Here is a 14,368-nt window from a genome sequence, read left to right as displayed (position 1 = left end):
CTGACAATAAACCTAACTTAAATGCATCTGACTTAAACGTACCTGACTTATATAAGATCGACTATATAAGATATTATTCTAAAGAGCAGCTATTGTCTTAAGATAGCACATATTATCGACGGACAGAATCACGATAACAGTAACGCATCATTTCACAGATAGGCTTACTGTTATTGGTCAACAAGGCCGTTATTGAGCATTGATAAGCAATGAATCAGTCACATAAATAGCATGCAGCCACTATTATATTGCGCTAGTCTAGTGAGTGTTCAGTAATTATTGATATCAAAGCCGCTGACAAGGCGCGTGGCCGAGACAAATAAAAAGATTGTTGGTTTTATTTACTAGTCGCGATTTTAATAATAGAAAATAAGAAAGATGCTGTTTGTACCGCTTAATAACGATAAAAATATAGGGCAATTATAATGTTATTCCCACCGGAGGCTATAAGCTTCGATAACCTGTCAGTTGCTGTACCTACTTTTATTCGTCATCCGACGCTTCGTCAATTAGCTGAGCGAGTGCAACATGAGACCTTAAATGCGTTGACAAGTCCAGCGATGTACGAAGCTCATAACGCCTCTTATAGTAGCCGTGTATTAGACAGCCTATATCAGACACCGATTGCCGATGCATCAATACTGGTCGCTATTACTCATGAGCGCAGACCTAAATTATTATTAACACGCCGAGCTGCCCATATGAACAGTCATGCGGGGGAGGTCTCCTGTGCCGGGGGTAAGTACGAGGTAGGCGATGGTAATAATGTCGTTACTGCATTGCGTGAAGCCTGTGAAGAAACAGCACTACCACCCAATAAAGTCCAGTTGCTTGGTCAGCTACCCATCCAAACTTCAAAAAGTGGTATGAGCGTACGCCCAATCGTGGCACTCATCGCTCCTGGTCTGGTACTCGTACCTGAAGCGGGAGAAATATCCCGTATCTTTTGGGCAGATTTAGAATCGTTAGTCACTCAACCAACGGTAGAGTATGAAATTGAGTATAAGATGCAGGAGCAAATGGCTACCATACTGACGCCGAGCTGGCAGGTCGATGGTGAGACAGTATGGGGACTAACAGGACGGGTAATTGCCAACCTATTAGAAACAGGGTTTGATCGACAGCTCGAATGGTATTACCGCGTCGAAAACAAACGCTGATATATGTTATCTATTTATAATATAGTCGATGCAATTTAAAAGTAGTACAAGGCAACCGAGTGTAGATGTATATGTGATACTTCAAGCGAGGTTAACGCAGTAATGCTTTTATAGTGGAATGACTATGGTCATCTACTTATAATAATCATCGTTCTTTTTCAACCACCAGTTCATATTGTCTTGGCGCTTGGCACGGAATGCTTCTAGCTTATGAGCAACGGATGCATTATGCTGCCTTGCAGTATCAAGTGCAAAAAGAATCGGCACCGAAGACAACACGCCAAAGCGTATCTTTGATTTTGGTAAGTCCAGCCCATCGCCTATATCATCACCGACCAAAGTGCGGGTGACACTGGCGTTGACCATTTCAACAAAACGTCCACGGCGATTGTCTTCACCCATCAGCTGACGCGGTAAATCATGCAATGCTTTTGCTAGTGGCTGACCCATCTTAAAGTCTAGCTGCTGTATCGATAGATAGGTATAGAGCCATTCCCAACACGCGGCCTCATCTTTTGGTAAGCGATCTAAATCAACACCCATCCAATAACTGGCAAGGTTCCATAGATGCAGGATACCTTCAGCTTCTTCTGTGCTAATACGTGCGCCCAGTAGTCGTAGACCGCGCATAATCAGTAACGAGAACTGCAAATGGGTGGCAATCATATCGGTTTGATTGATAGGGATGCCCCAATAGTCAGTATTCCAACTGCCGTCAGGGTTATGATGTTGCTCGGCATTTGGTATCACGCCTGTAGCAGCATTGCCTTTCCCTTTTAATAAGTTTTGCCGTACCAAGGTATGTATCTGACGTACTTGGATAGATTGTCGCCAGCCCTCAGAACCAATGGCTAGTACTTGCTCGATAGGTTTGTTTTGATTGCGTGTGCTCACATTAGATGAGGGGTGTTCAGACACAGCCAAGATATAGGCATAAGTACGCATCAGTCGCGGTAGTGCATCATGCATCAGTGCGCCCGTCTGAATGAGCGGCAGTGATAGGGCAGGGATGCTATAGCCTGCCATTAGAGCAACGTTACGCAATAGCCAAATGAGCATCAACGGATATCGCCGATAGGCAATCGCACCTATTTGGGCAAGCTTTGGGTCGAACCAGTCAGGATGGCTGCTAAATTGTTCAGTGAGCGCGTTAAATGATGGATTGGTTGCAAGGTCATTATTCGTAAGTTTATTATTTGAACTATCGACTAGAATAGTATGCTGTAAAGGCTTCGCAAATTTTATGCTTTGAGCGGCTAGCGCGTCTGCAATCGGATCGCCAATATCGTAACCTGCCACGATCTCATCAAGTAGAGCAGGCGAGATCGTAAAGTCTTTTGGTAATAGATAACGTTTAATGCGTTTTAAAACCTGCAAATCGCTGTGGTCATCGATAGCAGTGGTACGTCCATGACGCTGATAAGCGTTCGATGATGGAGCGTTCGATGATGGAGCGTTCGATGATGGAAAGTCAGGTTTGTCAGTTGGAGTACTTGCCGTATTGATGATTTTTTTATCCATAGTTATCAAGTACCATTCTCGGAGTGAGGACATGCCTTAGAACGTAAAACTTGCATTGCGATAGCTTCGCATCACAATCATTTATAAAAACTACTGGATTGGTTCAATGAATCTAATTGCTGCTGTGTTATTCGGATACGGCGTTTAGTATCACGAATCTCATCAGATAGAGATAGCAGCCGTGCACGGGCTTCTTTTTCATTAGCAAAATCTAGCATGTCACCGTTTTCTAACTTATCGAATTCTGATTGATAAGTATCTAGGAGGCGATTGTCTTTGTCTAACTGACTGTCTAAGGCGTAATAATCTAGCCCTTTTTGATTAGCCGCTTGCAATGTGTTGGCCATAGTGATCGGGCAAACGTTGTTCAACTGACGACCACGTCTACCAATGTTATAGGCATTATTGATGGTGCAGTACTGTTGCAGACCAATTTTACGACCGCGTTCCCATGCCTGGTAGTCAGGTGCGACGCTAGCTTTGGCACAAGCTTTTGTATGAGATGCTAAGCGATCTGAATGGTAACCTGCCACGCCATCGTTATAGCCGATAGCTTGCCAGTCACCGATGAGACATTCTTGCTTGGAGAGTGTTGCACAGCTTGCTAGCAGATAGATACTACCGAAAACAGATAACCCTAATGCCAGTTGACGTACAGCATGGTATATAGGTCGGTACATGGTTAGCTCCGATAGCTGTGATAACTATAATAACTATGAACATAAATAAATAACGCTAGCAATCAATCACGTTATGTAGTCTTGTCATTGATTGCTAGGTCACTTATAAATACCCTGATAACGTACATACAAATAAAATAGAGCAGCTTATAAGTGGGAACAATATTAAGCAGTACCACTATAAGCCACTCTACGTTTCATTAATGCGGGCGAGTCAAGTCGACCGATGTACCACTAGCATTGTCTTTCAAGCTCATTTTCAACATGATGTAACCTGCGATACCAGAGACGATTGAACCCATAATAATACCCAAACGCTCATCAAACATAGTGGTGTCGCCAGCGAACGCCAAACCACCGATAAATAAACTCATGGTAAAACCAACACCGCACAATAGAGCTGCACCGTAGATTTGCTTATAGTCCATACCTTTTGGCATGGTTGAGATACCAAGCTTAAAGATTAGCCAGCACATGAACATAACGCCTAACTGCTTACCAATAAACAAACCAGCGGCAATACCTAGCGGCACTGAGTGGAATAACTCAGCAAAACCTGCGCCTTCGAGAGAGATACCCGAGTTGGCAAAAGCAAAGATTGGTAAAATACCAAAGGCGACGGTATTGTGTAAATCGTGCTCTAGCTCTTCAAGCGGAGAGTGCTCAGGATCAGTACGGTCGAACATCGGGATAAACAGTGCTAATACCACACCTGCCAATGTTGCATGGATACCAGACTTGAGTACGGCAATCCACATGATCAGACCGATGAGTAGATAGGGCGTGATGTTGGTAACGTTACGGCGATTAAGAACATATAAGAACGGTAAACATAGACCAGCTACTGCTAATGACTCTAACGACAGCTCACTGGTATAAAATAAAGCGATAATCAGAATCGCGCCAATGTCATCGAAGATAGCAATAGAGACTAAGAAAACCTTTAGGGAGTTTGGTACGCGATTACCTAAGAGGCTCAAAATACCGAGTGCAAAGGCAATATCTGTCGCAGCAGGAATGGCCCAGCCTTTCCAAAACTCAGGCTCATTGTAGTTAAAGAGCAGATAGACAATCGCCGGCATAACCATACCGCCAAGTGCGGCACCTGCTGGCAGTATTATCTGCTTGACGTTGGACAGCTCACCGATGAGTACTTCACGCTTAAGCTCTAATCCAACCAAGAAAAAGAAAACCGCCATCAGACCATCATTGATCCAGTGATGAGCGTCTTTGGCAATCGCAAACTCACCAATCTGAATGGCGACTGGTGCATGAATAAAACCTTCATACCAAACATTAAGAGGGGAGTTGGCAATGATCATTGCAGCAATGGCAGCCAATGCTAAGACGATACCGCCTGCTGCCTCAAATTCAAAAAATGCTTTAATCCTTCGTATTGCCATATCATCCTCATTCGCTAAATACAATTTACTAAATAACCTCAAATATCCATCAATGTCTGCGCTACCTATAATTTTGAGGTAGCAAATAGACAGAAACAGTTTCTCATACTCTTATCAATATAGACAACAAAATACGTTGAGCCAGTGCCAACGGTCTACTTTTTTATATTCACAATAGCAATATTATAAAGAGGATTTGACGAGCACAATAGTTGTAAGTCGTTACATCTTTTTAATAAGTCGCTATTTGGCTGAGCATATTCGGAACGTTATTAGACAAATTTAGCAGACTTTGTTACGTTTTTGGCTTTTTTTACGGTTTTATCTTTATAATGAGCAGCGCTGTGCGACGTGTCATTATTTCTTTTGCTAGCACTGGTAAGCTGTCAGCTTATCGATAACGACATTTTAGCCTTGTCTCAGAACTCCTTTTCTCTTCTTATCATATTTTGCAGGTCAGTGTCATGGACTTAACTTTCTCGTTAGAGATTATTTTAATGCTTACTGCGGTGGCCGCATTGGCAGGATTTATTGATGCTATCGCTGGCGGCGGCGGGTTGTTGACCATCCCGGCCATGCTACTGGCCAATATCCCACCAGTATTGACGCTTGGTACCAATAAACTACAAGCGGCATCAGGCGCATTAGCTGCGTCTATTACTATGATTAGGAAAGGGGTCGTCAAACCGCAACGTATCAAAGTAGCTATCATCGCCGCTTTTATTGGCTCCGTTATCGGCACTATCGCTGTACAGATGTCACCACCTGACTTGCTTGAAAAGGTCATTCCATTTTTAATCGCTGCTATCGGTATTTATACGTTATTTGCCCCTAGATTGGGTGAAGTAGAGGCTGCACCACGTATCTCAGAGGGCAAATGGCAAAAAGTCGTGGCACCGTTGATTGGTTTTTATGATGGTTATATTGGTCCAGGTACTGGTATGTTTTTTGCGCTTGGCAATGTGGCATTACGGGGTCGTCAAATTATCGAAGCAACAGGCGCGGCTAAAGTATTGAATTTATCGACCAATATTGGCTCGTTAATATTCTTTATTTTGGGTGGCAACGTACTGTGGAAAGTGGGGCTAGCGATGATGGTTGGACAAACCATCGGTGCCTATTTTGGCTCACATATGGTGGTTAAAGGCGGTAGCAAATTGATTCGTCCAGTAATTGTATTGGTCTGTCTGGCGATGTTGACCAAATATGTGTTTGGCTAATTAGCCATTGATAGAACCGTATCAACCATTGTTATTTACTGGTTATTAATCATAAAAAAAAACCTCAGCCAATTTGACTGAGGTTTTTTTATTTTATGCACTTCTATCTAACAAGCGTGGGTTAGCGGCGACGATCAACATCATCGTATTCACTACCCATGATGCCATCACTAAAGACTTCAGAGAACTCACGCTCATTGTCTTCATCGATATGACCATCAAATACATCTTTTGCACCAGCGTTAGGATCATTGTAAATAGCCAGATCCATTTTGCCTTCTGATTTTGCCACGATAGTAGTAACAGCAGCGTCACCACCGACGTTTACAGCAGTACGTAACATATCAAGGATACGATCCACACCCAAGATTAGACCGATACCTTCGATTGGTAGACCCACTTGAGCAAATACCATAGATAGCATGATTAGACCAACACCAGGCACACCAGCCGTACCAACAGACGCCAGTACTGACATCAAGATGACGGTTAAGTATTCAGTCACGCCCAAATCAATGCCGTAAATGTTGGCAATAAAGATGGTCGCAGTACCCTGCATGATAGCCGTACCATCCATATTGATGGTAGCACCAAAAGGAACAGTGAACGACGCAACTGAGTTGTTCACACCCATACGTTTGGTAACCGTACGCAAGGTAATAGGAATCGTCGCGTTCGAGCTTGAGGTACTAAAAGCAAAGATCTGTACTTCACGCATTTTTGCCAAGAACGTCTTGATAGACAGGCCTGAAGATACTTTAAGTACAATCATCATGGTGACAAAGAAGTGGAAGGCCAATGAACCGACCAATACCGCGACATAACCCAGTAGTGACCAAATCAAGTCTAAACCTAGCTCTGCCATTGCTTTGGTCAATAGCGCAAATACACCATATGGTGCAAGGTTCATGATGATCGTGACCATCTTTAAGATGACTTCGTTGATAAGCTCTAGGCTCTGCACTAAGCCTTTGGCAGGTTTGCCTACCATCAAGATACTGACACCGATCAAAATAGCAAAGAAGATGATCGATAACATATCGCCATTTGCCATCGCGCTGATGGGGTTCGATGGGATAATGTTAGAGAACACATCTAGTAGAGGCGGCGCTGACGCAGCTTCAAACTCGGCTTCCGTTCCGATATTCATGCCTTTACCGATACCGAATAGCGAGCCAAGACCAATCGCAGTCGCAATAGCGAGTGCAGTGGTTATCATATAAATAATGAACGTTTTGGTACCAATACGTCCAAGTAGGCGAATATCACCAATACCGCATACACCGCAAATCAGTGAGATAAGCACCAAAGGTACGACCAACATTTTTAGCGAGTTGACAAATAGTTTACCAACAATGGCAAGGAAGCCATTGGTGATGTAAGTGTTAACAAAGCCACCTTCGCCGTTCAATCCTGAGTAGTTTAGAAATAGGCCCAGTCCAATACCGAGCACCATGGCAACAATGATCTTGCCCGTCAGTCCCAAATTCTTCCACATAATTCATATCCTTTGTGTGCATAACAGCTTTATAGTAAGTGTTCATTAGCCAACATGATTGTACTTATCAGCCTTACTACAAAGCTTGTTATGACTATTAAGTTCCCGTGATTGTCGCTCGATGTCACATTTTCGTGGACAATATAAAAGAATAGCTAAGGGCACTGCAAGATTTTTTTCTGATTTTATTCTAAATGTACATTCCTCGTTACAACTATGTGCCCATAATATAGTCAATATTTATTCTAAACGGTTTGTTTCCCATATGAAACAAAATATTCATGAAAGAGTTTTTAGGGTAAGCAAATATGTCAAACTATTGATATCAAACCGTTGATTTTAAATTATCAAAATGCAAAGGAAGGAATATGATTAATTAAGCTTAAGGTTTTCAATAGACCAAAAAAAGCCAGACTATCGTTTATAGATAATCCGGCTAATAAAAAGTAAAAGTTTTACTATAAATCTAATAATATTTAGTTTCTAATGCTAATGTTAGAAACAGAATAAATTATTAAACCTTATCGTCTTCTTCGCGTGATAGAGGTGATTGGCGTTCTAAAGGGTTGATATCATTATCACTTGCTTCAGCATTTATCTCATCAGGTGGTGCAATATGACGATTGTGATTATTGCCCATACGCTCGTTAAGATGTGATTCAGCATCACGATGGCGATGATCGAGCGCCTCTATCTCAGGCTCTGACTCTTCAAAATCTGTCTGAGAATTTACTTCTTTGACAGTATCTTGCTCACTGACCAACTCTACATCGCCATCACTTTCATAACCATGATTAGGATTGGCATCGCCAGTATGGTCGTCTGTATTTGCAGTACTGTCTAGATCGTTAATAGTTGGTTCGTTAGTGGCTAGCTCCTCAACGTCAGCTGCATCGGTATCCACAGCGATACCGTTTTTACTCTGCGCTTGTCTTTTTAGCTGTGCATAATCAGTCAGTTGATGAACTGCATTTTCAAGCGCATGTGGATTATCACGTTCTAGCGCTTCCGATAGATGCTCGTCAAACGTATCAGTCAATAACGAATCAAAACGCATGGCGTTATACTGAATCAGAACTTCTGCTTCTTCTTCGGTAATGCCGCCATTTTGACTGGCGTGTACCACATGGTCTTCAAAGGTTAGACCTTCAAAGCTGTCTTGATGCTCTGCCTTTTTGAACTTCTGCCACAATGGTTCGATTTCGACCAACGTCTGATAAGCATGCTCCATACGACCAGTTACATCGTCTGCATCGGTATTGTAATAAACCATGGTTTTAAGATAATCGCGGAACGGGTTGGCTGCAAAATCATCTATGAAAGTATCACCCAACTGGCGTTTCAGCTCATCGCTTGCTGGAGTAAAGATACGTCCACTTGGGAAAGTCACAAAGCTAACCACATTGGCTGCCATACGATTCGGGAAGTTGGCAAAGAATGACACAAAGGCTTCTTGAATCGTATACAAACTGTTTTGTAGCGCAACTTCGGCATGCAGTCGCTCAGACTCTGACTTACTACCATGCTCATAGAACTGCAAAATAGCAGTCGCAATAAATAGATGACTATGAATATCTGCTAAACGACCAGAGAGCATCTCTTTACGCTTTAAATCTCCTGCTAATAGTCCTAATGCCATGTCAGCAGTTAGGGCAAAGCTCGCACTTAAACGGTTAATGTGTTTGTAATAGGGACGGGTAAAAGCATCTGCGAAACTCGGCGCCTTATCGCTACCACCGATGTAACCTGCGACAAAGGCTTTTGCACCACGGTTAAACGTGTAGCCCAAATGCTTAAAGAAAAGGGTATCAAACTTTTCAGTAGCAGCCGCTTTGTCTTCGCTTTGTAGTAACTGAAGCTCGTCGAATAAATAAGGATGACAACGCATCGCACCTTGACCAAAGATCATGAGCGAGCGGGTCAAAATGTTGGCGCCTTCAACCGTGATAGAAACAGGAATCGCTTGATAAGGTGTCGCTAAGAAATTACGCGGACCCATTTGCACAGCACGACCACCGACCACATCCATACCGTCGTTGACGACGCTACGCATGGTTTCAGTCGCATAGTATTTTGCCATGGCAGTCATGACTGAGGGCGTACCACCTTGGTTTAATCCGCAAGTGACCAAATGTCGGAACGCTTCTAACATATAAGTGTTACTCGCCATACGGCTAGTAGCGTCTTGTACACCTTCAAATTTACCTACTGATATCTTGAACTGTTCGCGAACTTTGGCGAATGCACCGACAGATAGGTAAGTCATTTCACTGGCTGATGTCGATAGAGCTGGCAGAGAGATACCACGTCCAACGCCCAAGCATTCCATCAGCATACGCCAGCCGCGACCAGCGTTCTCAACACCGCCGATGATGTAATCTAATGGAATAAAGACATCTTTACCATCAACCGTACCATTCATAAATGGCGAGCCGATTGGATTATGACGTGGCCCTGTTACGACACCTTCGTGGTTAGCTGGAACGAGGGCACAAGTAATGCCATAATCGGTTTTTTTAGGATTACCAAGCAGACCTTCAGGATCGTGCATTTTGAATGCTAAACCAACGACAGTGGCGACAGGTGCCAAAGTAATCCAGCGTTTAGAGAAGTTCATGCGTAGGCCAAGCATTTGCTCGCCTTCGTGCATACCGTAACAGACCACACCTGTATCAGGAATCGCGCCTGCATCAGAGCCGGCTTCAGGGCCAGTTAAACCAAAGCAAGGCACTTCGTCACCTTTTGCAAGACCTGGCAACCAGCGCTGCTTTTGCTCGTCCGTACCATAATGCATCAGTAGCTCACCAGGGCCGAGCGAGTTGGGAACCATACAGGTCACAGCGGCAGTTGGCGAGCGCGAAGCGATTTTACTCATTACACGGCTTTGCGCATAAGAGCTAAATTCTAAGCCGCCAAATTCTTTTGGAATGATTAAACCTAAGAAACCATTACTTTTGATGAATTGCCATGCTTCAGGTGATAAATCTTTATCTTCATGTTGGATTTGCCATTCATCGAGCATGGCACATAAGGTCTCTACTTCATTATCGATGAAACTCTGCTCTTCTTCTGAAAGCTGCGGATAAGGATAATTGGCAAAGGTATCCCAGTTCGGCGCACCCATGAACAACTCTTTTTCCCACCAACTAGTACCCGCATCAAGCGCTTCACGCTCTGTATCACTCATACTCGGCATCGCACCGCCCAACGCCTTATAGACGGGCTTAGTAATTAACGATTGGCGAAGCGGTGCAACGAGTAAGACCAAACACAGTAGCGCCATTGGTATACCCAGAATGAGCGACCATGGGCTGATAATTGCGGTAACGATAACCGTAATCAGGGCGACGATGCTACCGGTTACCCGTGATAAGGACAACAAAAAGATGGCCAAGACCACGGCTAACTGAATGATGACTGCCAAAATAAACAAGCCAATTGCCATGACTATCTCCTTTAAAGCGCTGAATAAAAAATGCGAAAAGTATATGAATGAAAGAGCTAACTATAATTATTTTTTGTCTTGCCACTCACTGTCTTACAAGTAAATCGAATGATTTGTTAATCCATAAATGCTCGGTTCTACATCTCTTAAGTACTAGTATTAACGGTCTAGTAAGTAATTGACAAATAAATGGCAAGAATGGCTACTAATATGAAACAGTTGTCGATAACTATCAAGAGCCAAAATGCTACGCTCTGTCGATGATATGTATCAAACATAATTGTTTGCAGGCTAGTCATATGTCTAGTCGAAACACGTAGCTAGCTATTATCGAAAACTAGCCAAAAGGGGCAAGGCAGCTTTCGGCATAAGACAAAGTATCGTTTCGTCCAACGATAATGTGATCGACAAGCGAGATATCTAATAGGTCGCAGGCTTTTTTTAGCTCATAGGTCAATAAGTTATCAGCGGTCGATGGCTTGGCATCGGTATGAGGATGATTATGCGCGATGATAAGTTGGCTAGCAGCATGGCTTAGTGCATGCCGAAGTACGTGCTTGATGCATACCGAGCATGATGAGATGCCACCTGTAAATAATATCTCGAAGTTTAAAAGATTTAGGGCATTATCCAGACAGAGTACCGCAAATACTTCACGGTGCTCGCCGCGCAACTGGGTGCTGATATAGTCTTTGACTGCTTGTGAACGTCCTAGTGCTTGCCCAGTTTTGAGTTGACTGTCCAGATAACGCGTACCCATCTCAAGTGAGGCTAATATTTGGGCGTACTTTGCAGGGCCAATACCATGACAGGCAAGAACCGTCTTTTGAGGGGCGGCCAATAGCTCGGCTAAACTACCAAACTGATCAATCAAATGCCGCGCTAATTCAATCGCTGATTGAGACTGAGTACCCGTACGCAAAAATATGGCCAGTATCTCGGCATCAGACAAATGAGCTGCACCAAACTTTAAAAGTTTTTCGCGTGGCCTGTCATCCTCATGCCAGTCTTTGATCGCCATTGTCACTCCTTGAAAATGGGTTGATACTCGTTATCTGAGATAGATACGGAAAATCTTACCCAATTTATCTCATAATTGTTACTATAAGCGCAATTTTATCTTTTCACTTTTTTGTTGATGCCACGCTTATGTCCAATATTGTGCTTGCTATTACTGGCGGTATTGCCGCTTATAAATCTGCTATATTTGCCCGCTTGTTAGTCAAGGCAGGCTTTGATGTGCGCGTTATCATGACGACAGGCGCACAAGCATTTATCACACCGCTGACGCTACAAGCGTTGACGGGTAACGAAGTGCATGTCTCGTTACTCGACGAGCAAGCCGAGGCAGGCATGGGACATATTGAGCTGGCTAAGTGGGCCGACTTAATCGTGATTGCACCTGCTTCAGCCAACACGCTTGCGCGTCTGGCCATGGGTATGGCTGATGATCTATTGACCACAGTGTGCCTTGCCACTACAGCGCCCGTTATTATTGCTCCTGCCATGAATCAGCAGATGTGGGCGCATCCAGCAGTCAACCTAAACGTGCAAACATTGCGTGATATGAATTATCAAATTATCCAGCCAGCTAGTGGTGAGCAAGCGTGCGGTGATGTCGGAGCAGGGCGATTGCCTGAGCCTGAGCAATTATTAGATGAGGTGTTACTATTCATAGCGATGAATACGACGCCGCAATTGCTGGCAGGCAAAAGAGTGGTCATTACCGCAGGTCCAACGGTAGAAGCGATTGACCCTGTGCGTTATTTGTCTAATCACTCTTCAGGAAAAATGGGCTTTGCATTGGCACGTGCCTGCGTGGCTGCTGGTGCAGACGTTGTCTTAATCGCTGGTGGTAAAGTGGCATTGCCCACGCCGCTTAATGTCACACGAATCGATGTGCTGTCTGCCGAAGATATGCTGGTAGCCGCGCAGCAATGTGTGGAAGGTACGCATAGCGAGCTTCAATTTGTCCTTGAAGATGAGCATGACCATTATCATGAGCACGATCATAGTCATTCCCATACTCACGAACACCATCATGGCGACTGTGGTTGCGGTGATGATGATGTAAGCGACCATAATGACAATAATGACTCGCTACAGTCTTATGATGACAACCAATTTATGAAAGCAGATATCTTTATTGCGACCGCCGCCGTGGCAGATTATCGTACGGAAGAAGCCGCACCGCAAAAAATTAAAAAGACACAAGATGCCATGACGCTCAGTCTGGTTAAAAACCCTGATATTCTAGCGACGATTTCTCTTGCACATCCAGAGCTATTTGTCGTTGGCTTTGCAGCAGAAACGCAAGATGTCGAGCGTTATGCCCGTGGTAAATTGGTCGCAAAAGATTTGGATATGATTGCTTGCAATGATGTCTCACGTGCAGATATTGGTTTTGCTAGTGATGACAATGCGATGCAGGTGTTTTTCTCTGAGCGCTATGAGCGTGACGCGGTAACACTTGAGAAGACCAGTAAAGATAAAATTGCTGAGCAACTAGCTAGCATCATCGGTCAAGCAATTGGTCAACGTAAAGATAGTTAGAGCTACAGGCGCTAAATCTGATAGCTAGCATGTAGATAGTGTGTAGATACAGACGCTAAGCCTAAAACGGTGTGACCGATATGATGAATATAGCTGGTAACGATAGCACTCAGATGCTAGTGCTGACGGTCATTTTTGCGCTTGCCTCACTGCTGCATGGTATTAGCGGACTTGGGGCAACGCTAGTGACGACCACTGCTCTTGCTAGTATGTACCCATTGCAACACGCCATTGTGTTAGTGATTTTCCCCTCGCTAGTCGTTAATGTGATGACGTGGCTAGTAGGCGGTGAACGCACCATTTGGCAAAACTTTATCTACTATGGCAGACGCTATTGGTTGCTTGCGCTTACTAGCTTACTAGGTAGCATTTTAGGTGCGAAACTATTGCTATGGGTTGATAGCGCTTATATCCTCTTATTGTTGGCCGCGGTCATTGCCTTCTACGTTGTGAGTAGTTTACTCGGCAAACAAATCCGTCTACCAAACACCAAGCCTATGTTGATTGCCGTTGGCTTTGGTGCAGGCGTCATCGGGGGCTCGACCAATGCGATGTCGACTATCCTGATGATGTATTTATTGTCTGCTAGTGACGATAAAAACACCATCGCCAAAGTCGGTAACATGTGCTATTTCTTAGGAAAGATTGCTCAAATTATCGTGTTGCGTGAGCCTATCATGGCACTGAGCAGTGGTGAGTGGCAGCTGATTACTTTTTTGAGTGTACTGTCTATAGTGACTCTTTTGGTTGGAATCCGTTTGCGTCGCTATTTACCGCAAGCGCGTTTTCGTCAGCTTATTTTATTAATCTTAATCGTGCTTGGAATACGCGTTGGCTGGCAAGGCATTACGGCATTGTTATAGCTAGGGTGTATGAGCCATTCCAACT

General features: G+C 43.9%; 10 protein-coding genes. 4 read left to right on the top strand and 6 right to left on the bottom strand.

The window, feature by feature from the left end:
• The first annotated feature begins 425 nt into the window (after positions 1-425).
• Positions 426-1,160: an NUDIX hydrolase gene (locus IEE84_RS11225; RefSeq protein WP_191114225.1), complete on the top strand. Its 735-nt coding sequence runs from the start codon at positions 426-428 to the stop codon at positions 1,158-1,160.
• A gap of 132 nt (positions 1,161-1,292) precedes the next feature.
• On the opposite strand, the gene IEE84_RS11220 is transcribed toward IEE84_RS11225, so the two are convergent.
• The 3 genes from IEE84_RS11220 to nhaA form a co-directional block, all read right to left on the bottom strand.
• Complete coding sequence (locus tag IEE84_RS11220) at positions 1,293-2,681, bottom strand: oxygenase MpaB family protein (RefSeq protein ID WP_191114224.1); 1,389 nt, start codon at positions 2,679-2,681, stop codon at positions 1,293-1,295.
• Positions 2,682-2,758: 77 nt separating this feature from the next.
• Complete coding sequence (locus tag IEE84_RS11215; RefSeq protein ID WP_191114223.1) at positions 2,759-3,361, bottom strand: DUF2799 domain-containing protein; 603 nt, start codon at positions 3,359-3,361, stop codon at positions 2,759-2,761.
• A 200-nt stretch (positions 3,362-3,561) separates the two neighbouring features.
• The gene (gene nhaA, locus IEE84_RS11210) at positions 3,562-4,764 is read right to left on the bottom strand and encodes a Na+/H+ antiporter NhaA (protein ID WP_191114222.1); all 1,203 of its coding nucleotides are present in this window, start codon (positions 4,762-4,764) and stop codon (positions 3,562-3,564) included.
• A 464-nt stretch (positions 4,765-5,228) separates the two neighbouring features.
• Here nhaA and IEE84_RS11205 point away from each other — a divergent pair, with 464 nt between their 5' ends.
• Positions 5,229-5,984 carry a TSUP family transporter gene (locus IEE84_RS11205; protein WP_057761611.1) on the top strand — a complete coding sequence of 252 codons (756 nt, stop codon included), beginning with the start codon at positions 5,229-5,231 and terminating at the stop codon, positions 5,982-5,984.
• A gap of 121 nt (positions 5,985-6,105) precedes the next feature.
• Here the strand turns inward: IEE84_RS11205 and IEE84_RS11200 are convergent, their stop codons facing one another.
• The 3 genes from IEE84_RS11200 to radC form a co-directional block, all read right to left on the bottom strand.
• Positions 6,106-7,482, bottom strand: a complete 1,377-nt coding sequence (locus IEE84_RS11200) for a dicarboxylate/amino acid:cation symporter (RefSeq protein WP_057761609.1) — start codon at positions 7,480-7,482, stop codon at positions 6,106-6,108.
• A gap of 514 nt (positions 7,483-7,996) precedes the next feature.
• Positions 7,997-10,927, bottom strand: coding sequence for an acyl-CoA dehydrogenase (locus IEE84_RS11195; RefSeq protein ID WP_191114221.1), 2,931 nt, complete (start codon positions 10,925-10,927; stop codon positions 7,997-7,999).
• A 337-nt stretch (positions 10,928-11,264) separates the two neighbouring features.
• Positions 11,265-11,948, bottom strand: a complete 684-nt coding sequence (gene radC / locus IEE84_RS11190; RefSeq protein ID WP_102094064.1) for a RadC family protein — start codon at positions 11,946-11,948, stop codon at positions 11,265-11,267.
• 128 nt (positions 11,949-12,076) lie between these two features.
• On the opposite strand from radC, the gene coaBC reads away from it, so the two are divergent.
• Positions 12,077-13,480, top strand: coding sequence for a bifunctional phosphopantothenoylcysteine decarboxylase/phosphopantothenate--cysteine ligase CoaBC (gene coaBC, locus IEE84_RS11185; RefSeq protein WP_191114220.1), 1,404 nt, complete (start codon positions 12,077-12,079; stop codon positions 13,478-13,480).
• A gap of 80 nt (positions 13,481-13,560) precedes the next feature.
• The gene (locus IEE84_RS11180; protein WP_102091816.1) at positions 13,561-14,343 is read left to right on the top strand and encodes a sulfite exporter TauE/SafE family protein; all 783 of its coding nucleotides are present in this window, start codon (positions 13,561-13,563) and stop codon (positions 14,341-14,343) included.
• Positions 14,344-14,368: the final 25 nt, after the last annotated feature.

It is taken from the genome of Psychrobacter sp. 28M-43, from assembly GCF_014770435.1.
Taxonomy (GTDB): domain Bacteria; phylum Pseudomonadota; class Gammaproteobacteria; order Pseudomonadales; family Moraxellaceae; genus Psychrobacter.
Note: the sequence above shows the minus strand (reverse complement) of the source record. Positions and strands in the feature narration are given on the sequence as shown.